We start from the raw sequence: 21,587 nt of genomic DNA on the forward strand, positions 1-21,587 counted from the left end.
GCGCTGGGCCTACGCCAGAGCCAAAGGCCGAACCGGCTCGGCCACCTCCGACCCCGGCACCGCGAACACGCCCTTCTTCGCCAGTCGCTCGCCCGGCCGGACCTTCGCCGTCTCCATCGCCAGCCAGGGCGACAGCAACAGCCCCAGAGTCACCGGCGACAGCCATGCCCCCAGCATCGGGTTCAGGAACGACACGATCACCAACACCGCGCCGACCCCCAGATGCCAGCGATAGCGCGGCATCGCGTCCGCCGCCGCCAGCCCGTCGCGCACCCGGCTCTGCGGGTTCCAGCCCGAAGGCTTGCCGCGCACGATGTTGATCAGGTCGATCGTCTGGGTCAGCGCGATCACAGGCGCGGTCAGGATCGACAGCGGCACGTCGAGCGCGACCGAGGACAGGATGCCGCGCACCCCGCCATAGCTCGCCCGGCGGTCGCGGTCCGCCATCGCCCAGATCATGCTGAGGATCTTGGGCCCGAACAGCAGGACCAGCGTCACCGCCAGCACCCGCGCCGAGGTGACGGCATGGACCGTTGCGGCATCGTCGGACAGGCTCTGCGCGATCGAGGTGGCGATCAGGATCAGCCAGGCGGGCGACATCAGATAGGCGGTGGCGCCGATCAGCAGCTGCAACCGGCTGATCCAGTGGAAACCGCTCGCACCCAGCAGTTTCAGATGCTGGATATTGCCCTGCGCCCAGCGCCGGTCGCGCACCGCCTGGTCGATCAGGGTTGGCGGAAACTCCTCGAAACTGTCCTCGACCATCAGCATGTGCAGCCGCCAGCCGCGCCGCCGGAGCAGCGCCGCCTCGACCATGTCGTGGCTCATGATCGTGCCGCCGAAGGGCGGGCGTCCGGGCAGGTCGGGCAGGCCGCAACTCTCGGCAAAGGCCTTGATCCGGATCAGCGCGTTATGGCCCCAGAAGGTCGATTCCGACCCCGACCACCAGACCAGCCCGGCGGTCGAGATCGGCCCGTAGAAGCGGCTGGCGAACTGCATCCAGCGCTGGAAGAAGGTCGTCGCGCCGATGATCATCGGCACCGTCTGCAACAGCGCGATCGAGGGGCGCTGCTCCATGATCTGCGCCATGCCGACGATCGTGTCGCCGCCCATCAGGCTGTCGGCGTCGAGCATCAGCATGAAGTCGTATCCGCCGCCGTAATTGCGGACCCACTCGGCGACATTGCCCGGCTTGCGGCCCTTATTCTCGGTCCGGCGGCGATAATGGAGCGGCACGCCTAGCCGGGGGGCGAGGCGTTCCCACGCGGCGCGTTCCTCCGCCTCCGCCGCTTCGCCCGAATCGGACAGCACGAAAAAGGCGAAGCGGTCGGCGGCGCCAGCGCGGTCGATCATCACGGCCATGCGGGCGATCCGGTCGAACACGGCGTCGACATCCTCATTATGCACCGGGACCAGCACCGCCGTCCGCGCGGTCGGTGGCGCGGCCCCCTTGGGCGCAGGCGTGATGCCGGGATGCGCACGCGAGATCAGCAGCACGAAGCCGATCGCCGCCGTCACGAACCCGAACGAGATCCAGGCGAACAGCGGAAAGAACAGCAGCAGCAACAGTCCGTCGAGCAGTTCGAACCCGTCGCTCAGCAACGCCTCCTTGACCGAGGCGGAGGCGGCCGTCGCCAGCAATCCGGTGAGGAGTACCAAGAGCAGGCGACGCGTCAGGATATCGTCGGGTGACAGGTTGACGCCCTCGCGCGGCTCGGGCGCCGTGTGCGGCGGCGGCAGGCCGTCGAATCGCTGGACCGCCATGATCAGCGGCGCGGGCGGCGGCATCATCGCGGGGCTGTCGGTCATGGCAGGAAGACGGGCATCAATACCGTCTCGCTCAGCGCCCTGGCCTGCTGCTTCAGATAGAGGCGGACATCGGCGGGTCCCCCTCCATTGGGCGGTCCTTCGGGCGCGATATCGGCGGTCACGCGCCAGCGGTTCGACTGGCCGACGACCGGATAGGCGGCCTGGGCCAGCAATCTGCCGCGTGTGACGGAAATGTCGGCGGTGACGCCGCTCTGCCGGTCGAGCCCGGCCAGGGCGGGGCCGGTGAAATCGACGACCAGCTTGCGCGCGCCCGGTGTCGGCTCGGCACCCGGTCGACCGGCATCGCCCGTCCAACTGTCGACCGCATGGGCGATGCCGGGCACCACCGTCGGGTCGGTGGAGCCCCAGCTCAGGCGATAGTCGAACTGCCGCTTCTGCCCCGCTCTGGGCGCGTCGGCGGGGTTCCAGAAGGCGACGATATTGTCGACCGTCTCGCTCGCGGTGGGGAAGGCATAGAGCATCACCTGCCCACGCCCCCAATCGCCCTGCGGCTGCACCCACAGGTTCGCGCGACGGTCGTAAAAGGCGCCGTCATCCTGATAATGGTCGAAGTTCCGGTCGCGCTGGAGCAGGCCGAAGCCGCGCGGATTGGTGTCGGCGAAGCTGTCGAGGGTCGGGCGGGGTGGATTGACCAGAGGCCGCCACAGCCGCTCGCCAGCACCGGTCAGCAGCGCCAGTCCGTCCGAATCATGGATCTCGGGCCGCCAGTCGCGCGCGGCGGCGCGATTGCCCTCGCCATACCAGAACATGCTGGTCGCGGGCGCGATGCCCAGCCGTTCCACGTCTTTGCGGAAGAACAGGACGGCGGATACGCGCTGCTCGACGCCGCTTGTACCCTTGGTCGATTCGATCCGGTACGCGCCGCTGACGCTCGGTCCGTCGAGCAGCGCATAAACGGTATAGCCCTGCGCCCCCGTCCGCTCGATCCAGAAATCGGTGAAGGCGGGAAATTCCTCGCGCCCGTCGATGCCGGTGTCGATCGCGATGCCTCGCGCCGACAGGCCATATTGGTCCTGCACGCCCGCGGTGCGGAAATAAGACGCACCCTGAAAGGCGAGCCAGTCGCTCTTCCCGTCCGCCGTCATCGCGCGGAACCCGGCAATGCCCAGCGGCGGCGCATGGCCCGCCTCGGCAGTGAACAGCGAGGGGGAGAAGGGCACGGCGCGGGCCTGGCCATTCTCGACGATGTGGATGCCGATCGGGATGGGCGCATAACGCCCCAGCGGGAACAGCCGGATGCCCCCGGCCAGCGTCCGGTCGTCACGGTAGCGGATGGTGCCGACCGCGTCATAGCCGATGGCTTCGGCCGCCGCGACCTTGGCCGGGGCCCGGTAGGGCTGCCGCGCCAGCGCCTCGGCCTGGGCTTGCAGCGCGGCCCAGGAAAAGGGCTTGGGCGCGCCCGGCGACGCGCCTCCGCCGCTTCCCTGCGCGGCGACACGGGCGGCGGCGGTCGGGGTCAGACCCAGAACGGCAAGCGCCGCGACCAGTTCTCGACGGTTGGCCTGCATCATCGGCTTCAGCATCTCCCGTAACGCTCGGAGCGGAGCGCGCATCACGGCTGCGCGAAATCCGGCTGATTGTGCAACGCAGCATGCGGCGATCGGTTGCCGGGGCACGATCACAAGCGGTTCCACCGCTAATCTGAAGAAAGTATATTATATTTGACGAAAGGTAGTTTTTTGGTCATGTAGCAAGAATAAGATCAAGAGGGGTCCATCAATGAATGGAAATTACACGCGACTGGCCTGTTCGGCTGGCGCGATTGCGATCGCATTGCTTTCGGTTTCGCCGGTCCAGGCGCAGGTGAAGAAGGCTGCTGGCCAGAGCGAGGACACACGCTGCCTGCCGGACCAGCCCTGCCCGCCCGATGCGGCACAGGTTTCGGATGGCAATCCTGCCGTCGAGGGCGAGGGTATCGTCGTCACCGGCACTCGCCTCCAGCGTCCCAATTTCACCAGCAACAGCCCGCTGACGGTCGTCGATGCGACCGAAATCCGCCTTCAGGGTGCGATCCAGGTCGAAAACGTGCTGAACCGCCTGCCGCAGGTGACGCCGGACGCGAACGAGAATGGCTCCAACGGGTCGGACGGTACCGCGCGCGTCAACCTGCGCAACCTGGGCAGCAACCGGAACCTCGTGCTCGTCAACGGCCAGCGCATGCTGCCGGTGCAGGCCAACGACCTGAACTTCATCCCCGCCGCGCTCATCAAGCGGGTCGACGTCGTCACCGGCGGCGCGTCGGCGGTCTATGGCTCGGACGCGATTTCGGGTGTCGTCAACTTCATCCTGCGCGACGACCTGGACGGCGTGCGCACGGATATCCAGTACGGCTTTGCCCAGCACCAGAACGACAACGCGTTCGCGCGGGGTGTGCAGAGCCAGGCCAATTATCGCCTGGCCCAGCCGATGATCCTGGACGGGCAGAAGCTGGACGTGAACGTCGCGTTCGGCACCAACTTCCCCGACGGTCGCGGTAACGTGACCGCCTATTTCGGCTATCGCGACACCAAGCCGGTGCTGCAGGGCGACCGCGACGTGTCGTCCTGCGCCTTCGATCCGGCGGGGACGGGCAATTCGACGCTGACCTGCGGCGGATCCAGCAACAACCAGTACGGCCTGTTCGACCCGATCACCGGGCCGAACGCCGATGCGGGCCGGTTCAACAACACCCGCGACGGCAACCGGACCTGGGTGCCCTATGACTCCAGCTTCCGCTACAATTATGCGCCGCTGAACTATTTCCAGCGCAACGACACACGCTACACGGCGGGCGCCTTTGCCAAATATGAAATTTCGCCTGCCATCGAAGCCTATGGCAGCTTCATGTTCATGGACGACCATACCAATTCACAGGTCGCCCCGTCCGCGCTGTTCCAGGGCTATACCTACTCGATCAACTGCGACAATCCGTTCCTGAGCGCGCAGCAGGGCCAGATCCTGTGCGGCAACGCCTATGGCACCAATGCGACCCAACAGGCCTATATCGGCTATCGCCCGGTGGCCGGGAACGCCCGTCCGCGTCGCGACGACCTGCGCCATACCGATTTCCGCGTCACCGGCGGCGTGCGCGGTGAGATCGCGCCGGGTATCCGCTATGACGCCAACGCGCTGTTCTCGACGGTTCTCTACAACGAGACCTATGAGAACGACATCGACCCGTCGCGCGCCAATCGCGGCATCCAGGTCGTCAACGTCAACGGTACCCCGACCTGCAAGTCGGTGATCGACGGCAGCGACCCGCAGTGCGTGCCGCTCGACATCTTCCGCTATAACGGCATTTCGGACGCGGCGTTCGGCTATATCTATGCGCCGACCTCGACCCGCGGCGTCGACCGCGAAACGGTGCTCAGCGGCAACATCAGCGCGGACCTGGGCACGTACGGCGTCAAGTCGCCTTGGTCGGACGACGGCATCGGCGTGGTGCTGGGCGTCGAGCATCGGTACGAGAGCCTGGAGTTCAAGGCCGACGCGCTGGCGCTGCAAAAGGGCACCAAGGAAACCCAGGGCCGTTTCGACGTGAACGAGGTGTTCGCGGAAATCGAAGTGCCGTTGATCCAGAACAAGCCCTTCGTCAAGGAGCTGGCGCTGAACGCGGGCTATCGCGGATCGGACTATTCCAACCTGTCCAAGATCGTCTCGACCTACAAGGCCGAGCTGTCCTGGGCGCCGAGCAGCGATATCCGCCTGCGCGGCAGCTATAACCGCGCGATCCGCGCCGCCAATGTGTCCGAGCTGTTCGGGCCGCAGTTCAACGGCAACGTCAGCGCACAGGACCCCTGCGCCACCGCGACGCCGACCGCGACCTTCGCCCAGTGCGCCCGCACCGGCGTGACCCAGGCGCAATATGGCCGCATCACCGACTGTCCGGCGGAAACCTGCACCGCGCAGTTCGGCGGCAATCCCGCGCTTCGCCCCGAAACCGCCGACACCTATACGGCGGGCATCGTGTTCACCCCGACCTTCCTGCGCCGCCTGTCGCTGACGGTCGATTATTTCGACATCCGGGTGCGGGACTATATCAGCTCGATTTCGGTGCCGCAGACGATCAGCCAGTGCATCGCGACCGGCAATCCGTTCTTCTGCAACCTGTTCAAGCGTGATCCGCGCGGCGGCATCATCTTCGGCGACCAGGGCTATATCGTCTCGACGACGCAAAATACCGGCTCGCTGCGCACCTCGGGCGTCGATTTCGGCCTCAGCTATTCCCAGCCGCTGGGCGGCGCGGGTTCGCTCGCCGTCGATTTCCAGGGCACCTGGAACCGCAAGATGGTGAACGAGCCGGTGCCCGGCCTCGGCTCCTTCGACTGCGTCGGCTATTTCGGCCCGACCTGTGGCCAGCCCATGCCGGAATGGCGGCACCAGTCGCGCTTCACCTGGACCGATGCGGCGAAGGTCGGATCGATCTCGCTCAACTGGCGCTATATCGGCCCGACCAAGCTGACCAACAATTCGACCGACCCGAACCTGGCGGGCACGCCGTCGATCTTCAACAGCCGGATCAAGACGTACAATTACTTCGATCTGGCGGGCACGGCCAAGGTGCAGGACGGCATCATCTTCCGCGCCGGCGTGAACAACCTGTTCGACCGGGATCCGCCGATCATCGCGCAGGGCCTGCTGGCCGCGTTCGGCAACGGCAACACCTATCCTGGCATGTACGACGCGGTGGGGCGCACCGTGTTCATCGGCCTGACGGCGGAGTTCTGATGCGAAAAGGGGGCGGTCGAGTGCCGCCCCCGGTTCAAACCATTTTACCCCAGCCTGTCCCGTCCGGTTCACCCCGGGCGGGACTTTTTTATGGGGGGGCCTGCTTACTTCGCTTCGTCGAGCAGCTTGGTCGCTTCCGCCCCGGCCCAGTCGAAGCCGCCGGTCACGCGCCAGACCTCCTTACCGTCCGCGCCATAGAGGATCGTGGTCGGCAGATTGGCCTTGTAATGGACGCTCAGGGTCAGCTTCGGGTCGAGATAGATGGGCAGCGCGTCCAGCTTCCTGCCCGCCAGGAACGGCTTGACCTTGGCCATGTCGTCCTGGGCAACCGCGATCACCGCGATCTTGCCCTTCAGCCGCTGGGCGGTGGCGGCGAGGGTCGGCATTTCCGCGACGCACGGCCCGCACCAGGTCGCCCAGAGGTTGACCAGCACCGGCCGCCCCCGGAAATCGGCGAGGCTGGTCGATTTGCCGTCCATGGCGGTGAAGGGCAGCAGCGGCGCGGCCTCGCCCTTGTGGCTGCGGTCGACCGCGCCCGTGGGCTTGGGCGCCTCCATGGCGGACGTGCCGGACGCCTCGCCGCTGGTGACTTCGCCGCTCGAAACTTCTCCGCTGGAGGTGTTGGCGGCTTGCTCCGGGGCGGGGCTTTGCTTATCGCACCCGGCGACCATCAGCCCTAGGAGACAGGCGATCACGGTACGCGACGACATGGGCGGCTCCAACGCAATGTGGGGCGGGCGCTTCGCAGAAGGTCCCGCCGCGGTGATGCGCGAGATAAACGCGTCCATCCCCTTCGACAAGCGATTGTGGAAACAGGACATCGCCGGGTCGAAAGCGCATGTCGCGATGCTGGGCAAACAGGGCATCGTCTCGGCCGAGGACGCCGCGACGATTTCCGCCGGGCTGGACCAGGTGGCCGAGGATTATGCCGCCAACGGCGTGTCGGAGGACCTGACCCTCGAAGACATCCATATGCAGACCGAGGCGAAGCTGGCCCAGCTGATCGGCCCGGTCGCGGGGCGTCTGCACACCGCGCGGTCGCGCAACGACCAGGTGGCGACCGATTTCCGCCTGTGGGTGCGCGATGCGATCGACGAGACGCTGGCGGCGCTCGGCGCGTTGCGGAACGCGTTGCTGACGCGGGCCGAGGACCATGCCGACAGCGTGATGCCGGGCTTCACGCACCTCCAGTCGGCGCAGCCGGTGACGTTGGGTCATCACCTGATGGCCTATCACGAGATGATCGTGCGCGATGCCAGCCGCTTCGTCGCGGCGCGGGCCCGAATGAACCAGTGTCCGCTGGGCTCGGCAGCGCTGGCGGGGACGGGCTTTCCGGTCGACCGCCACATGACGGCGCAAGCGCTGGGCTTCGACGAGCCGACGCGCAATTCGCTCGATGCGGTCAGCGACCGCGACTTCGCGATCGACTATCTCCAGGCGGCGACCAACTGCTCGCTGCACCTGTCGCGGCTGGCCGAGGAGTTCGTGCTCTGGGCGTCGCAGCCCTTCGGCTTCGTTGCGCTGTCCGACCAATGGTCGACCGGCAGCTCGATCATGCCGCAGAAGCGCAACCCCGACGCGGCCGAGCTGGTGCGCGGCCATGCGGGGCGGATCATGGGCTGCATGACCAGCCTGATGGTCACGATGAAGGGCCTGCCGCTCGCCTATTCCAAGGACATGCAGGACGACAAGCCGCCGGTGTTCGAGGCACACGACCTGCTGGCGCTGTCGATCGCGGCGATGACCGGCATGGTCCAGAGCGCGACGTTCCGGACGGAGCGGATGCGCGCGGTGGCGGAGGCGGGCTTCTCGACCGCGACCGACCTGGCCGACTGGCTGGTCCGTGTCGGCGGGATCCCCTTCCGCGAGGCGCATCACATCACCGGCCGCGCGGTGAAGCTCGCCGAGGAGAAGGGCGTGATGCTGCACCAGCTGTCGATCGACGACCTGACCGGCATCGATGCGCGGATCAACGAGAGCATCTATGACGTGCTGTCGGTCGATGCCTCGGTCGCCAGCCGGGTCAGCTTCGGCGGCACCGCGCCCGCCAATGTCCGTGCCGCGATCGCGACCGCGCGGGGATTGCGGGCATGAAGCCCGCCATCCCCCTGCTGGTCGCGCTGGCGCTGACCGGCTGTGGTGCGGCCAACCGGCTGCAACCGGCCAAGGGCGAGAGCCTGCCGGTCGCGCCGCGCGGCGCCACCGCGACCCCGACGCCGCAGCAATTGCTGACGGCCACCCCCCAACAACGCCCGCAACGCTCCGACGAACTGATGACCCAGTCGCAGGATCGGCGTTCGGACGAATTTGATTTGCCCCCCCGCTGATGGACCATTTTCACTTTTCGAACGGCGAACTCCATGTGGAGGACGTGCCCGTATCCCGGATCGCCGCCGAAGTCGGCACGCCGGTCTATATCTACTCCGCCTCGACCTTCCGCCGTCATGCGCAGGTGTTCCGCGAGGGGCTGAGCGCCCTGCCGCGCGTGCATCTGGCCTATGCGATCAAGGCGAACCCGAACATCGCCGTGCTGCGCGTGCTGGCCGATGAAGGCTATGGCGCAGACGTCGTCTCGGTCGGCGAGATGCGCCGGGCGCTGGCGGCGGGGATGAAGGCCGAGGACATCGTGTTCTCGGGTGTCGGCAAGACCCGCGCCGAGCTGGTTGCGGCGCTGGAGGCCGGGATCGGCCAGTTCAATTTGGAGCTGGAAGAAGAGGGCGCGGTCCTCGCCGAGCTGGCCCACGCACGCGGCCTCGTCGCGCCCGCCACGCTGCGGGTGAACCCGGACGTGGATGCGGGCACCCATGCCAAGATCTCCACGGGGCGCAAGGAGAACAAGTTCGGCGTGCCGATCGACCAGGCGCTCGGCATGTTCGACCGTCTGGCGAGTCTGCCCGGCATCGACCTGAAGGGCGTTGCCTGCCACATCGGCAGCCAGCTGGGCGATCTCGCGCCGCTGGAGGCCGCCTATAAGCGCGTCGGCGAGCTGGTCGCCGAGCTTCGCGGGGCGGGGCACCGGATCAGCCGCGTCGACCTGGGCGGTGGCCTGGGCGTGCCGTACAAGCCGGGCGACGTGATGCCTGCACCCGCCGCTTATGGCGAGATGGTGGCGCGCGTGACGAAGGACTGGGATGTCGAGCTGATGTTCGAGCCGGGCCGGGTGATCGCGGGCAATGCCGGGGTGCTGGCGACCGAAGTCGTCTGGGTGAAGCCCGGCGTCGCCAATCCGTATGTCATCGTCGATGCGGCGATGAACGACCTGATGCGCCCTGCGCTCTACGACGCGCATCATGACTTCGTCGCGGTAAAGCCGACCGGCGAGACGATGATGGCGAATATCGCGGGGCCGGTGTGCGAGACGGGCGATACCTTCGGCATGAACCGCGAGATCGACGCGGTGAAGTCGGGCGACCTCGCCGTGTTCCGCACGGCGGGTGCGTATGGCGCGACCATGGCGTCGACCTATAACAGCCGTCCGCTGGTGCCCGAAGTCATGGTCGAGGGCGACCGCTTCGCCGTCGTCGCCGACCGTATCGCTGCCGAGACGATCATCGCCGCCGAGCGCGTGCCGGAGTGGTTGAAGAAGTGATGCCTGCCGCCCCATTCCTCCCCGTCTTCGATGGGGAGGGGGACCGCGCCCGCAGGGCGTGGTGGAGGGGCCGGGGACATCTACCCCTCCACCACCGCTTCGCGGCGGTCCCCCTCCCCAGGCATAGCTTGGGGAGGAATGGGTGAGCCTTGCCAGCCTGCCTTTGTTCGTCCGGCTGGGCGGGCGCCCGGTCATCCTGCTCGGCGAGGGCGAACCGGCCGAGGCCAAGCGCCGCCTGCTCGACCGCGCCGGGGCGCTGGTCGTCGGCGAGGAGGCGCAGGCCGCGCTCGCCATCGTCGCCATCGAGGATGAGGACGAGGCGCAAGCCGCCATCGCGCGGCTGAAGGCGCGCGGCGTGTTGGTCAACGCGGTCGATCGGCCTGCGGCGTGCGACTTTACGCTGCCCGCCATCGTCGAACGCGGGCCGGTCATCGTTGCGATCGGCACCGGCGGCGTGTCGGCGGGACTCGCGGCGGCGCTGCGCCAGCGGCTGGAGACGATCCTGCCCGCCGGACTGGGGACGCTTGCCGAAGGTCTGTATGCGGCGCGTGCGGGCCTGCGTGCGCGCTTTCCCGATGGCGCGCAGCGGCGGCGGGCCATCGGTGCGGCGCTGTCGCCCGGTGGTGCGCTCGACCCGCTGGCGGGCCATACGGATGTCGCGGGCTGGCTGGCCGGTGCGGCCCGCCCCGCCGCCGGGGTCGAGGCGTTCGTCCTGACCTCGACCGACCCCGACGACCTGACCCTGCGGCAAGCGCGCGCGCTGGCGGCGGCCGACCGGGTCTATCACCGCGCCGATGTGCCGCCCGCGATCCTCGACCGGGCCCGCGCCGATGCAGTCCGGATCGAGAGCGACGCGCTCCCTGTCGAGCCGGGCGAGGGACAGATCGTCGACCTGGCCATGGGCGGCGGCGCATGACCGGCTTCGCCTATGGCATCGATGGCGGCCAGGCCGAGGCGATCCCGATCCGCGCGGCGGTGGAGGCCAAGGCACGGCTGGTCTGGGTGCATCTGGAGACCAATGACGCGGTGGCGCAGCGCTGGCTGCGCGATTCGGCGCATCTGGCCGATTACGTCATCGACGCGCTGACCGCCGCCGAGACCCGCCCGCGCTGCGAGGCGGTGGGCGAGGGGGCGTTCCTGAACCTGCGCGGGCGCAGCAGCGCGCCGCTCGACGGATCGGACATGCTCGCCTCGGTGCGGATCTGGGCGATGAAGGGCCGCGTCTACTCGGTCACCCGCCGCCCGTTGCTGGCGGTCGATACGGTCCGCAAGGAGGTGGAGGGCGGCACCATCGCCGATCCGGGCGACCTGATCACCGCCTTCGCCACCGCCATCACCAACGATCTCGATCCCGATGTGGCGGGTCTGGGCGACGAGCTGGACAGTTGTGAGGAGCAGCTGGACGAACACCGCGTCTTCCAGCTGCGCCGCACGGTCAGCCGGGTGCGCGTCGCCGCGATCGGTTACCGCCGTTTCCTCAATCCGCAGCGCGCGGCGCTGGAGAAGCTGGCGGCGCTGCCCGGCGACTGGCTGGCCGATGACGACCGGCTGCACCTGTCCGCCGCCGCCGACCGCGCGGCGCGCATGGCCGAGGAGCTGGAGTCGATCCGCGAACGCGCCGCGCTGGTCCACGAAACGCTGACCGACATGCGGGCCGAGCAGATCGACAATCGCGGGCTCGTCATCTCGATCGTGGCGATGGTGTTCCTGCCGCTGACCTTCATCACCGGGCTTTACGGGATGAACGTCAAGAACCTGCCCTATGCCGAGGAACCCTGGGCCTTCGATGCGATCCTGGGAGCCTGCGCGCTGATCGCGGCGGGGATCGTGATCTACTTCGTCCGGAAACACTGGTTCCGGCGGTAGATTCCACCTTGCCCTACGGCCGTTCGCGCTGAGCGAGGTCGATGCGTACGCCCGGCGCTTCGCCAATCACCCCCGTCATCGCGTGGCTTTCGACTTCGCTCAGGCCGAACGGACGGAGGGAATGGCCGGACTCAGTTGCCCTTTTTCGGCGCGTTCATCTTGCGCACGGTTTCCCATGCCTCCGCGATGTCGGCGATGCTGGCCGCGACGTTGCGGAAGATCTGCGCGTCCTGGCCCAGCGAGGCGTCCACGATCTGCTTGCGCGCGCCGCCATAGAGGCGGGCGAAGGTGATCGACATCTCGCCGCCATTCTCGAAATCCAAGCCCGCCTCCAGCGCGAACAGGATGGCGGTGGCGCGCGTCACCCGCTCGCTCTTGCGCGCGAGCTGGCCGTGCTCGGTCGCCCAGGCGGCGGAGCGGAGCGCGGAGATCAGTTCCTCATAGAGGAGCTGCACCAGCGCGGGGCCGTCGGCCATGGCGGTGCGACCGACCACGTCGATCTGGCGATAGACGGCGGCGGGATCGGTCAGAAGGGCGGAGGCATAGGTCATATCAGTTGCTCTTCGTCCACATCTTGACCTGCTGATCCATGAGACCCTGTGCCGATTTATAGGCCGACACGCGGCTGTTCATCGCCGCGAAACGCGCGGTCAGCGCGTCGCTGGCCCGTTCGCGATTGTCGGACAGGCGGCTCTGCTGATCCGCCAGATCCTTCTGCGCCTGTGTCAGGTTGCTGTACGACGCGGTCAGGCCATAGACGCTGCTGGTCGCCGACAGCTGGATGCTGTTCATCCGCGCCGACAGGCCGATCAGATTGTCGCCGCTGGCCTGGAACATCTTCTCGACGGAACCGGGATAGGTCGACAGCGCCTTGGACAGCTGCGTCTGGTCGATGGTCAGCGTGCCGTCCTTCTCGGTCCTGACGCCCAGATCGGCCAGCGTCTTGGGGCCGAGATCGGTATCGTTGCCAGGCACCAGCTTGGTGGTGGTCAGCGTGCGCATCGTCTGGGCCAGCGAACGCGCGGCGGGATCGGCGCGCAGATCGCCCGTGATCGGGTCGATCGCCTTGTTCAGCGCGCTCATATTGTCATTATAGGTCGAGACGAAGTTGGACACGACGGTGCTGAGCGCCGCGCTGGGGCTGGTGCCGGTCAGCGTCAGCGGCTTGGTCGACGCCGCAGACAGGGTCATGTTCACGCCGGGCACCAGGTCGTTGACGGTATTGCTGGCCCGCTCGACGGTGACGCCGTCCATCGTGATGCTGGCATTGGCGGCGGTCGACGATGTGGCGGTGCCGGTCGCGCCGTTGCCGACGTTCAGCCGGGCGAGCCCCGCCGTATCGCCTTCCGTCGCGGTGATGGTGAAGCTGTTGTCCTTGCCGGTGGCCCCGGTGAAGGACAGGAAGGCATTGCCGCTGGCATCGGTGACGACCGATGCGGTGATGCCGGTATTGGCGGCATTGATCTTGGCCGCCAGCAGGTCGGGCGTCGAGTCGTCGGTGCCGAACGATACCGACACGGCGTCCTTCGATCCGACCTTGATCGACAGGCTGCCGGTGCCCAGCGAGGCCGTCTTGGAAAAGGACGCCTTGGTCGAGGACACCTGCGCGCTGGCCAGCGCATTGACGGTGATCGACTTGGACATGCCCGCCAGCTTGGCGCCCGCCGCCGTCGTCACGCTCATGGTCGAGGGGTCGGAGCTGGTCGCCTGAGTCGCCAGCGTTCCCCCGCTCGCCAGCGAGGCCAGCGCGGAGGCGAAATCGGTGATCGCGCTCTTGATCGACGACACACTCGAAACCTGCGCGGTCAGCGTGTCCGACTGCGCCTTGAGCGCCGCGGTCTTGGCGGCGAACTGCGCCTCGATCAGCGAGGGGACGACCGTCGACAGGTCGATGCCCGAACCCGCCTGCAACGAGTTGAATAGCTGCTGGGCGGCGGTCTTCGTCGCATTCTGCGCCGTATTGCTCGAGCTCGTCGAGCTGGAGGAGTTCGTCGTGGTATTGGACGATGTACTCGAGGAAACGGTGGTCATCGACGATACTCCGGCGCGCGCTTGCCATGCTTAACGACCGCGGGCCGCCGGGCTTTAGGGGGATGCGACGAATGGCGGGGAGCGAGACGCATCATGGCTGCTCGACGCCGTTCTCGTCGAAGCGGGCGCCCACCGGGACTTCCACCGGCGGCTGCGACGTGCCGCCCGCGCCCGCATTGAGGCCGAAGACGAAGGCGAGCACGACGGCGATCGCCTGATACAGGTCGGCGCGCACCTCCTGGCCTTCGCGGCTGGTGTAATAGACGGCGCGGGCGAGCTGCGGATATTCCAGCACCGGCGTATCCAGCTCGGCCGCCAGTTCGCGGATGGCCAGCGCGGTCGCGCCGCGTCCCTTGGCGACCACCACCGGCACCTCGTCCTGCCCCCGGTCGTAACGCAGGGCGACGGCGAAATGGGTCGGGTTGGTCAGGATGACATGCGCCTCCTGCACCGCCGCGCGCACCGCCCGGCGCGACATCTCGCGCTGCTTGCCGCGAATATGCGCCTTGGCCTCCGGGTTGCCTTCGCTTTCCTTATGCTCGTCCTTGACCTCCTGCTTGGTCATCTTGAGCTTGGAGAAGAGCTGGATGATCTGGATAGGCACGTCGAACCCGGCGATCAGGATCAGGCCGAAGCCCATGACCAGCAGGATGGTGATGAAGGTGCCGCCCAGCGATCCGATCGCGCCGTTCAGGTCCGACTGTGCCAGCCCCAAGGTCGTACGCGACGATTTCCAGAGCATATACGCGCCCAGCGCGCCGAGCAGCACGACCTTGAGCAGCGACTTGCCGAGTTCGATCCAGCCATGCGCGCCGAAGATGCGTTTCAGGCCCGAGGCGGGGTTCAGCTTGGACGGCTTGGGCGCCATCGCCTTGGGATTGAACTGGAGCGAGCCGAGGCCCGCCTGCGACGCGATGGTCGCAACGATCGTGACCGCGAACAGCGAGGCGAGCGACGGCCACAGCTTGCCCCCCGCCTCCAGCAGGGGGCGGAACGGCTCGAAATCCTCGACATCGGCATGGGTGAACTGGAAGCTGGTCGCCATCACCGCCTTGCACGCGCCCAGCAAGGTGGGGCCCGCGAACATCAGCCAGGCGATACCCGCCATCATAACCAGGGCCGCCGCCAGGTCGCGGCTGCGCAGGATCTGCCCGTCCTCGCGCGCTTTGTCGCGGCGCTTTTGGGTTGGGGCTTCTGTCTTTTCGCCGCCCTCCGACATCAGCCGATCACCAATGTCTCGGTGGCGGCCAGCGCCTCGCGGATGATGACGAGCATATAGTCGCCCATCGCCGGGAAGGCGACGGCGATGGTGATGACGCCGATGGTCAGCGCGGCGGGCATGCCCACCGAGAAGAGATTGAGCGAGGGCGCGGCGCGGCTCATCATGCCCATGACGAGGTTCAGGCAGAGCAGCAGGAAACCGACCGGCAGCGCCAGGAGCAGCCCGGCCAGAAAGGCATAGCCGCCGAACAGCGCGATCGCCTTGAACTGCGCCGGGGCCATCCAGGCCTGTCCGGGCGGCAGCGCCTCATAGCTTTTCACGATCGTCTCGACGAGGACGAGGTGGCCGTCGACCGACAGGAACAACAGCGTCAGCATGACGGTGAAGAACTGGCCCAGCGCCTGGCTCGACCGGCCGTTGAGCGGATCGACCGTCGTGGCGAAATTGAGCCCCATCGACCCGCCGATCAGCTCGCTGGCGACCAGGGGGGCGGTAAAGGCGATCTGAAGGATCAGGCCCAGCGCCAGGCCGACGATCGCCTCGGCCGCGACCGACATGATCGTGGGGACCGAGAAGATGATAGGCGGCGGCACGACCGGATGGACCGAGTTCACCAGAAAGGCGATCGCACCGGCCAGGCTGACCCGCACGGGCAGGGGGATCGACACCGCGCCGAACACGGGCGCGGTGATGAAGGCGGCCCCGATGCGGATCATCAGGAACAGGATCGCCCAAGCCTGCGGCTCGATCGAGAGGCCGAAGCCGAGCATGGTTACTTCACGAGATCGGGAATGCGCTCGAACATGCTGACCATGAAGTCGCTGAGCAGTCCGACGATCAGGCTGCCGAAGATCAGGATCGAGACGGCGACGACGATCAGCTTGGGGACGAACGACAGGGTCTGTTCGTTGATCGAGGTCGCGGCCTGGATCATGCCGATCACCAGACCCGAGACGAGCACCGGCACCAGGATCGGCGCGGCGGCGAGCGCCAGCACCCACATGCTCTGGTTGGCCAGCGTCAGGAAATATTGGGTGTCCATGATGCGGTCTTGGTCCCGAATGGGGTGTTTTCCGTCGCCTTCGGTGTCGCTCAGGCTGATGCGAATTATCGGCGAAAATGGTTAACGAAGGCCTGCCTGGTCGGCTGTTTCGCAGGGTGAAGTCCTACTCCTATTCCTCCCTCGCCCCTCATAGAGGGGAGAGGGTTGCGCAGACTTGGCCTTTGCAAAAGCAAAGGCTTAGTCGGAGCTGGGTGAGGGGTGGGCGCGCGTAACGCGCGCGCGAGCCGGAGGCTCGCTCAACCCCTCACCCAAGCTGCGCTAGCCAGCACGCTGGCAAGCTCCGCTAACCCTCTCCCCTGTCCAGGGGAGAGGGGAAAAAGTACCTACGTCGCGAAACTGTTCGCCAGGCTGCCCATGGTCAGCGCCCATCCATCGACCAGCACGAACAGCAGCAGCTTGAAGGGCAGCGATATGATCGACGGCGACAGCATCATCATGCCCAGCGCCATCAGCACGGTGGCGACGACCAGGTCGATGACGATGAAGGGCAGGAAGATCAGGAAGCCGATCTGGAACGCGGTCTTCAGCTCGGAGGTGACGAAGGCGGGCAGCAGCACGGCATAGGGAATGTCGTTGGGGCTGGCATAGGGGCCGGACTTCGCCATTTCGGCGAACATCGTCACGTCCTTCACCCGCGTCTGCTTGGCCATGAAGGCGTGGAGCGGCGCGCCAGCGGCCTTGATCATCTCGGTGCCGGGCAGGCGCCCTTGCGCATAGGGTTCGATCGCGTTGGTGTTCATCTGGCTGATCGTCGGGGCCATGATGAACAGCGACAGGAAGACCGACAGGCCGATCAGCACCTGGTTCGGCGGCGTCTGTTGCAGGCCCAGCGCCTGGCGCAGGATGGCAAGCACGATGACGATCCGGGTAAAGCTGGTCATCATCAGGATGATGCCCGGCAGGATCGTCAGCAGGCCCATGATGATCAGGACCTGGAGCGACAGGCTCAGCGAGCCCGAGCCGCCATTGGCGCCGCCGCCCAACTGGCCCAGCGCGCGGTCGACCGCATCGCCGACGCCTGGTGCGGGAGCCGCCGCCGGAGCCGCGGCCGGCGCGGCCTGGGCAAAGGCGGGCATCGCGATGACCAGCGCCAGCAGCAGGGCGAGCAGGATCCATAACGGCTTCAGGCTGCGCTTCGGCACGTCACGGCCCAAGGCGCGGTCCCGCGCGCGGTCCTGCGCGCGGATCAGCGCGGGGCCGGTGCCCAGGCGAGTCACGGAAATGCTCATTGGTCGAACTTCTTGGGTGCGAAGCGCGAGACGAAATCGGTGCGGCGCGGGGTGGTCGGCGTCAGCGGCGCGGGGTTCGGCGCAGCAGGCGTGGTCCCATTGCCCTCGACCTTGTCGACCAGCTGGACGCCGCCGCGCCCGACCGAGACGAGCAGGTTGCGCCCCTCGAACTCGATGACCGCCAGGCGCAGGCCGGGCGAGATCATCATCGTCTCGCGGACATGGATCAGCCGCGTGGCGGGGCGACCCGGCATCCGGCTTTCCAGACGGCGCCAGAGATAGAGGCAACCGATCATCAGGCCGCAGATCAGCGGCAGCAGGATGACCAGCTTCAGGATATAGGACCAGAGCATGGAGGGATCAGCCGCGCTTGTCGGGGTTGACCAGCTCGGTCAGGCGCACGCCGAACCGGTCGCCGACCGTCACCACTTCGCCGCGCCCGATCAGCGTGCCGTTGACCAGCACGTCGAGCAGCTCGTTGGCCTGACGGTCCAGTTCGATCACGCTCGATTCGGACAGCGCCAGCAGCTCGCGCAGCGACAGCTGGGTCGAGCCGATCTCCACGGTCAGCTTGACGTCGACATCCTGCAGCAGCCGGAAATTGGCCGCGACCGACGTATCGACGGGGAAGCCCCCGGCCATATCGTTCATTCTTCGAATCCTTCGTGAGCGCGGGCCAGTCCTTCGATGGACCGGTTGAGCGAGGTAAGCTGGACGGCGGCGCGGCCATTGGCGGTGCCGACCGTGCCCATGCCGAGCAGGTCGCCGCCGACCATCACCGGCACTTCCGGGCCGAAACTGATCGGGATCACGTCGCCGATCTTCAGCTCCATCAGGCGGCTGAGCGACACGACGGGTTCGGCGAGCACCGAGCGGACCGGGAAGCGCACCGTCATCACCGCGCGGGTCAGGTCGCCGCGCCAGGTGGGATCGACATCGGCCTGCTTGTCGACGACCTTGCCGGTCAAAGCGGAGCCATGCGGCTTCAACGCGCTGACGGGGTAGAGGATGTCGATCATGGTCGGACGGCGGTTGCGGCCGTCGATGCCGAAGCGGGTGACGATCATCGCGTCGTCGCCCTCGATGCCCGACAGCATGGCGGGCGATGCTTCGGGATGACCGGCGCGAAAGTCGATCCGGGCCAGCGATTCCCAGGCACCGCGAAGCGGCGCGGCCATCATGTCGCCCAGCTGGCTCACCATCGCCTCGGCGGCGGGCGAGAATTCGGGCGGCAGGACGTCGGGCACGGCCCCCGTGCCGCCGAACAGCAGGTCGATCATCGCCAGGCTGAATGCGCCATCGATGACGATCAGCGCCTCGGCGTCGGAGGTGATGCCGCTGGGCGAGGTCATCGCCATGGGCAGCCACGCGCTCAGGCCGTCGCCACGCTCGGCCCGGTAATCGGCGAAGCGCTGGACGACCAGCGGCTCCGCCCAGCAGCGCAGTTCCTCACGCAAAAGGGATTCGAACAGCCCCCGCAGCGACCGCGCGAGACGCGCGGACAGATGCTGCATCGTATGAAGGTCGCCGAACGGATTGAGCTTGGCCGTGCCCAGCACGCCGTGATCGGCGGTCTGTTCACGACCGCGTTCGCGGCGTTCAACCTGAGGGGCGGCGTTAACCATGCCTCACTGAACAACAAAATTGGTAAAGTAGACGTTAGCGACGCCTCCGAATCCCTCCTTCTGCCGCAGAATCTCGTTGATCGAGTCGACCAGCTTGCGTTGCAGCTGGCGCTTGCCCTCGCTGGAAAACACCATTTCCTCATTGGCGTCGCCCAGCGTCATCAGGATGGCCGAACGGACCGCCAGGTCGTTGGTCTTCAGGTTGTTGATGACCGTGTCGTCATAGGGCGTCGAAATGGCCAGCCCCACCTGGATGATATGCACCGAGTCGCGCATGTTCGAGGTGAAGTCCTTGGGCAGCTCGTAATAGTTGGACGCATAGCGTTCGCCGCCATCGCCCACCGGGGTCGGCATGCCCTTGTTTTCATGGGCCTCGCCGCCGCCTTCGCCATGGCCGCCCTCGCCACCGCCTTCACCGCCGCCATGACCGCCTTCGCCGCCTTCCGCACCCTCGGCGCCGGCGCGCTTCTGCTCGGACTTGGGCACCAGCTTGGGGCCGGGATGCTTGGCCTCGGCCTCGGCCTCGCCATTGTCTTCCTTGGCATGGCCGCCGCCGCCGATCAGGCCGGAATTGGCGGCATACAGGCCAGCGCCCACGCCCCCGCCCAGCAGGATGAGCACGCCGACCACCATCACGATGATCTTGCCCAGCTTGCCCTTCTTCTTGGGCGCCTTTTCGTCGGTTTCCTTCGCGTCACTCATGGTTCATTCCTCAGGCGATTCGGGTGGAGGCGGCGGCCGGGTCCCCGGCGTCGCTGGAAGCGGTGGTGCCCGCAAAGGCGGGGCGGGTCGGCATCACGGGATCGGGGCGACGCGGCGGCGCCTGTCGCTCGCCGCCCATGCCCGATTGGTCCATGTCGACCGCCGTCTGGCCCAGGCGCATCCCCTTCTCCTCGGCGAGTCGCGCCAGTGTCGGCTGGGCGTCGGCGAGCAGGGACGCGGTCTGCGCCTGATCGGCGGTGAAGTGGATATGCGTCGCGCCGTCCTCATGGCGCAGGTTCACCGCGATGCCGCCCAGCGCGTCGGGCGACAGCTGGATACGGGTATCGGCGGTGGCGGCGTCCTCGCGCATCCGGTCGATGCGGTCGATCATCCCCTGCGGCCAGTGATGCTGCGTCATGTCGAGCGGGGCCTGATCGGCCCCCGTCGTCGCGACGACCGGCGCGGCGGTCAGCGAATCGGCGCGGGTCAGCGTCGCGGGGTCGACCGACAGCGTGGCGTCGTCCTTGCGGCGATCGGCGCGCGGGTCGAAGCTCTGCTCGCCGCGCATCGCGGTCCCGAAAAGCTGGATGGCGGATGCACTCTGGCCCGCCTGGATGATCGGGGCAGGGGCCTGGATCGGCAGGGGCGCGACCACGGGCGTGGACCCGTTCGCCACCGCAAAGCGGAGGGGCGTGTCCGGCCGGGCGAATACGGGACGCGGGGTATCGCTCGCGGGGGCGATGGGCGTGTTCTCGATCGGAAGCGGGGTCGGTAAAGCGTCGCTGCGAATCGCCAGCGGGATCCCAGGCGCGGCGGTACGGACGACCTGCTCGGTCAAGGGTGCGGTCGCTTCAGGCGCTCGCGACGTCGGGACCGGCGGTGCCGTGTCACGCGCAACCGGGGGTGCGAAGGCCTGCGCCTGGGTTGCCACCAGGGGCGTCGATACCGGAATATTGGGTACAGCGTCGCGGGGAATCGCAGGGACAGGCGTGGTTTGCACGGTCATGGCCTCCGTGCCTGGCGCCGTGTCGTCAGGCATCATGGCGACGGGATCGAGCCGCGTCGTGGACGGAGCGACCGAGCTGGCATTGGCGGGCGTCGCATAGGATGGCGTCGCCATCGGAACATCCGGCATGGTCATGGTCGGCGATGCAGCGGGTTTGGTTGTGACCAACTGTTTGGGCACCCCGTCATCCTTGACGGGCGTCGTCATAGCGGAGGGTACCGGCATGGCAGCCTTCAGCGGATCGAAAGTGATCGGCTGGCCTGCCGCAACCGGCGTCTTGATCGCATCGGTCGCAGTAGCGGTCGCCACCGCTGCGGTCGTCGGGGCGGGCCCGGCGTCCGGCAGGGTCGGCATGGCGGCCAGAAGCGTGGTGATCGGCGCGGGCGAAGCGCCCGACGCGGTGACCGGCGACGCGATGGGTTCGGGCGGGGCCAGCGTGACGGTCGGGATCGCGAACGGCATCACCGGCAAGGCGGCGGCATCGCTCGGCACGTCCTTGCCGCCCTTTTCGGTCGCGCTGCCGTCCTTGGCCGTATCGCCGTCCGACTTGGTCGAGCCCTCGGCGCTGTCCGAGCCCGGCGCATCGCCCATGCCGGGCATCAGCGCGAAGAGCATCGCGAAGGCGGAGGCCATCGGATCGCCGGTAACACCCCCTGCTGCCGAGCGGGCGGACGCGGTGCCGGAGGGCGTGAGCGAGGAGATGGAGGACATCATGAC

General features: G+C 67.4%; 20 protein-coding genes. 6 read left to right on the forward strand and 14 right to left on the reverse strand.

Annotated features, from left to right (window positions below; translation table 11 throughout):
* Nucleotides 1-9 precede the first annotated feature (9 nt).
* Nucleotides 10-1,809 carry a glucans biosynthesis glucosyltransferase MdoH gene (gene mdoH / locus ACQR50_RS01085; RefSeq protein WP_428969475.1) on the reverse strand — a complete coding sequence of 600 codons (1,800 nt, stop codon included), beginning with the start codon at nucleotides 1,807-1,809 and terminating at the stop codon, nucleotides 10-12.
* A complete protein-coding gene (locus tag ACQR50_RS01090; RefSeq protein ID WP_428969476.1) occupies nucleotides 1,806-3,341 on the reverse strand; it encodes a glucan biosynthesis protein in 1,536 nt (511 codons plus the stop codon). Before ACQR50_RS01090 ends, mdoH begins: the two co-directional genes overlap by 4 nt.
* Before the next feature lie 208 nt (nucleotides 3,342-3,549).
* Between ACQR50_RS01090 and ACQR50_RS01095 the strand changes: the two genes are divergently transcribed.
* A complete protein-coding gene (locus tag ACQR50_RS01095; protein WP_428969477.1) occupies nucleotides 3,550-6,537 on the forward strand; it encodes a TonB-dependent receptor domain-containing protein in 2,988 nt (995 codons plus the stop codon).
* A gap of 104 nt (nucleotides 6,538-6,641) precedes the next feature.
* Here ACQR50_RS01095 and ACQR50_RS01100 read toward each other — a convergent pair whose 3' ends face one another.
* Nucleotides 6,642-7,247 carry a TlpA family protein disulfide reductase gene (locus tag ACQR50_RS01100; protein ID WP_428969478.1) on the reverse strand — a complete coding sequence of 202 codons (606 nt, stop codon included), beginning with the start codon at nucleotides 7,245-7,247 and terminating at the stop codon, nucleotides 6,642-6,644.
* A 16-nt stretch (nucleotides 7,248-7,263) separates the two neighbouring features.
* Between ACQR50_RS01100 and argH the strand changes: the two genes are divergently transcribed.
* The 5 genes from argH to ACQR50_RS01125 all read left to right on the forward strand — a co-directional run bounded on the left by argH (nucleotide 7,264) and on the right by ACQR50_RS01125 (nucleotide 11,992).
* A complete protein-coding gene (gene argH, locus ACQR50_RS01105) occupies nucleotides 7,264-8,631 on the forward strand; it encodes an argininosuccinate lyase (RefSeq protein ID WP_428970613.1) in 1,368 nt (455 codons plus the stop codon).
* Nucleotides 8,628-8,864, forward strand: a complete 237-nt coding sequence (locus ACQR50_RS01110; protein WP_428969479.1) for a hypothetical protein — start codon at nucleotides 8,628-8,630, stop codon at nucleotides 8,862-8,864. The genes argH and ACQR50_RS01110 overlap by 4 nt, the downstream gene beginning before the upstream one ends.
* Entirely contained in the window at nucleotides 8,864-10,126 is a 1,263-nt protein-coding gene (lysA, locus tag ACQR50_RS01115) for a diaminopimelate decarboxylase (RefSeq protein ID WP_428969480.1), read from the forward strand. Before ACQR50_RS01110 ends, lysA begins: the two co-directional genes overlap by 1 nt.
* Before the next feature lie 142 nt (nucleotides 10,127-10,268).
* A complete protein-coding gene (locus ACQR50_RS01120) occupies nucleotides 10,269-11,042 on the forward strand; it encodes a precorrin-2 dehydrogenase/sirohydrochlorin ferrochelatase family protein (protein WP_428969481.1) in 774 nt (257 codons plus the stop codon).
* Nucleotides 11,039-11,992, forward strand: a complete 954-nt coding sequence (locus ACQR50_RS01125; RefSeq protein WP_428969482.1) for a zinc transporter ZntB — start codon at nucleotides 11,039-11,041, stop codon at nucleotides 11,990-11,992. The genes ACQR50_RS01120 and ACQR50_RS01125 overlap by 4 nt, the downstream gene beginning before the upstream one ends.
* Before the next feature lie 131 nt (nucleotides 11,993-12,123).
* On the opposite strand, the gene fliS is transcribed toward ACQR50_RS01125, so the two are convergent.
* From fliS to ACQR50_RS01180, 11 genes are all read right to left on the reverse strand, one after another.
* The gene (gene fliS, locus ACQR50_RS01130) at nucleotides 12,124-12,543 is read right to left on the reverse strand and encodes a flagellar export chaperone FliS (RefSeq protein WP_056432310.1); all 420 of its coding nucleotides are present in this window, start codon (nucleotides 12,541-12,543) and stop codon (nucleotides 12,124-12,126) included.
* Nucleotide 12,544: 1 nt separating this feature from the next.
* Nucleotides 12,545-14,023, reverse strand: coding sequence for a flagellar filament capping protein FliD (gene fliD, locus ACQR50_RS01135; RefSeq protein WP_428969483.1), 1,479 nt, complete (start codon nucleotides 14,021-14,023; stop codon nucleotides 12,545-12,547).
* Nucleotides 14,024-14,114: 91 nt separating this feature from the next.
* On the reverse strand, nucleotides 14,115-15,242 hold the full coding sequence (locus tag ACQR50_RS01140) for an EscU/YscU/HrcU family type III secretion system export apparatus switch protein (protein WP_056432304.1): 1,128 nt from the start codon (nucleotides 15,240-15,242) through the stop codon (nucleotides 14,115-14,117).
* Nucleotides 15,242-16,015 carry a flagellar biosynthetic protein FliR gene (gene fliR / locus ACQR50_RS01145; protein ID WP_428969484.1) on the reverse strand — a complete coding sequence of 258 codons (774 nt, stop codon included), beginning with the start codon at nucleotides 16,013-16,015 and terminating at the stop codon, nucleotides 15,242-15,244. Before fliR ends, ACQR50_RS01140 begins: the two co-directional genes overlap by 1 nt.
* A gap of 2 nt (nucleotides 16,016-16,017) precedes the next feature.
* On the reverse strand, nucleotides 16,018-16,287 hold the full coding sequence (fliQ, locus tag ACQR50_RS01150; RefSeq protein ID WP_428969485.1) for a flagellar biosynthesis protein FliQ: 270 nt from the start codon (nucleotides 16,285-16,287) through the stop codon (nucleotides 16,018-16,020).
* Between the two features lie 344 nt (nucleotides 16,288-16,631).
* Entirely contained in the window at nucleotides 16,632-17,537 is a 906-nt protein-coding gene (fliP, locus tag ACQR50_RS01155; RefSeq protein WP_428969486.1) for a flagellar type III secretion system pore protein FliP, read from the reverse strand.
* Nucleotides 17,534-17,890 carry a FliO/MopB family protein gene (locus tag ACQR50_RS01160; RefSeq protein WP_428969487.1) on the reverse strand — a complete coding sequence of 119 codons (357 nt, stop codon included), beginning with the start codon at nucleotides 17,888-17,890 and terminating at the stop codon, nucleotides 17,534-17,536. The genes fliP and ACQR50_RS01160 overlap by 4 nt, the downstream gene beginning before the upstream one ends.
* A gap of 7 nt (nucleotides 17,891-17,897) precedes the next feature.
* Nucleotides 17,898-18,188 carry a flagellar motor switch protein FliN gene (fliN, locus tag ACQR50_RS01165; RefSeq protein WP_042487397.1) on the reverse strand — a complete coding sequence of 97 codons (291 nt, stop codon included), beginning with the start codon at nucleotides 18,186-18,188 and terminating at the stop codon, nucleotides 17,898-17,900.
* Nucleotides 18,185-19,162 carry a flagellar motor switch protein FliM gene (locus ACQR50_RS01170; protein WP_428969488.1) on the reverse strand — a complete coding sequence of 326 codons (978 nt, stop codon included), beginning with the start codon at nucleotides 19,160-19,162 and terminating at the stop codon, nucleotides 18,185-18,187. Before ACQR50_RS01170 ends, fliN begins: the two co-directional genes overlap by 4 nt.
* Before the next feature lie 3 nt (nucleotides 19,163-19,165).
* On the reverse strand, nucleotides 19,166-19,864 hold the full coding sequence (locus tag ACQR50_RS01175; protein WP_428969489.1) for a flagellar basal body-associated FliL family protein: 699 nt from the start codon (nucleotides 19,862-19,864) through the stop codon (nucleotides 19,166-19,168).
* A gap of 10 nt (nucleotides 19,865-19,874) precedes the next feature.
* Nucleotides 19,875-21,584, reverse strand: a complete 1,710-nt coding sequence (locus tag ACQR50_RS01180; protein WP_428969490.1) for a flagellar hook-length control protein FliK — start codon at nucleotides 21,582-21,584, stop codon at nucleotides 19,875-19,877.
* Nucleotides 21,585-21,587: the final 3 nt, after the last annotated feature.

The organism is Sphingomonas sp. Xoc002 (assembly GCF_050408055.1).
GTDB classification, from domain to species: domain Bacteria; phylum Pseudomonadota; class Alphaproteobacteria; order Sphingomonadales; family Sphingomonadaceae; genus Sphingomonas; species Sphingomonas yabuuchiae.

Coding starts and splice junctions, on each gene's coding strand:
- fliS (WP_056432310.1), bottom strand. CDS start 12,543: ATGACCTATGCCTCCGCCCTTCTGACCGATCCCGCCGCCGTCTATCGC.
- ACQR50_RS01140 (WP_056432304.1), bottom strand. CDS start 15,242: ATGTCGGAGGGCGGCGAAAAGACAGAAGCCCCAACCCAAAAGCGCCGC.
- mdoH (WP_428969475.1), bottom strand. CDS start 1,809: ATGACCGACAGCCCCGCGATGATGCCGCCGCCCGCGCCGCTGATCATG.
- argH (WP_428970613.1), top strand. CDS start 7,264: ATGTGGGGCGGGCGCTTCGCAGAAGGTCCCGCCGCGGTGATGCGCGAG.
- fliR (WP_428969484.1), bottom strand. CDS start 16,015: ATGCTCGGCTTCGGCCTCTCGATCGAGCCGCAGGCTTGGGCGATCCTG.
- ACQR50_RS01110 (WP_428969479.1), top strand. CDS start 8,628: ATGAAGCCCGCCATCCCCCTGCTGGTCGCGCTGGCGCTGACCGGCTGT.
- ACQR50_RS01090 (WP_428969476.1), bottom strand. CDS start 3,341: ATGATGCAGGCCAACCGTCGAGAACTGGTCGCGGCGCTTGCCGTTCTG.
- fliQ (WP_428969485.1), bottom strand. CDS start 16,287: ATGGACACCCAATATTTCCTGACGCTGGCCAACCAGAGCATGTGGGTG.
- fliN (WP_042487397.1), bottom strand. CDS start 18,188: ATGAACGATATGGCCGGGGGCTTCCCCGTCGATACGTCGGTCGCGGCC.
- ACQR50_RS01170 (WP_428969488.1), bottom strand. CDS start 19,162: ATGGTTAACGCCGCCCCTCAGGTTGAACGCCGCGAACGCGGTCGTGAA.
- ACQR50_RS01180 (WP_428969490.1), bottom strand. CDS start 21,584: ATGATGTCCTCCATCTCCTCGCTCACGCCCTCCGGCACCGCGTCCGCC.
- ACQR50_RS01095 (WP_428969477.1), top strand. CDS start 3,550: ATGAATGGAAATTACACGCGACTGGCCTGTTCGGCTGGCGCGATTGCG.
- fliD (WP_428969483.1), bottom strand. CDS start 14,023: ATGACCACCGTTTCCTCGAGTACATCGTCCAATACCACGACGAACTCC.
- ACQR50_RS01160 (WP_428969487.1), bottom strand. CDS start 17,890: ATGCTCTGGTCCTATATCCTGAAGCTGGTCATCCTGCTGCCGCTGATC.
- ACQR50_RS01125 (WP_428969482.1), top strand. CDS start 11,039: ATGACCGGCTTCGCCTATGGCATCGATGGCGGCCAGGCCGAGGCGATC.
- ACQR50_RS01175 (WP_428969489.1), bottom strand. CDS start 19,864: ATGAGTGACGCGAAGGAAACCGACGAAAAGGCGCCCAAGAAGAAGGGC.
- ACQR50_RS01100 (WP_428969478.1), bottom strand. CDS start 7,247: ATGTCGTCGCGTACCGTGATCGCCTGTCTCCTAGGGCTGATGGTCGCC.
- lysA (WP_428969480.1), top strand. CDS start 8,864: ATGGACCATTTTCACTTTTCGAACGGCGAACTCCATGTGGAGGACGTG.
- fliP (WP_428969486.1), bottom strand. CDS start 17,537: ATGAGCATTTCCGTGACTCGCCTGGGCACCGGCCCCGCGCTGATCCGC.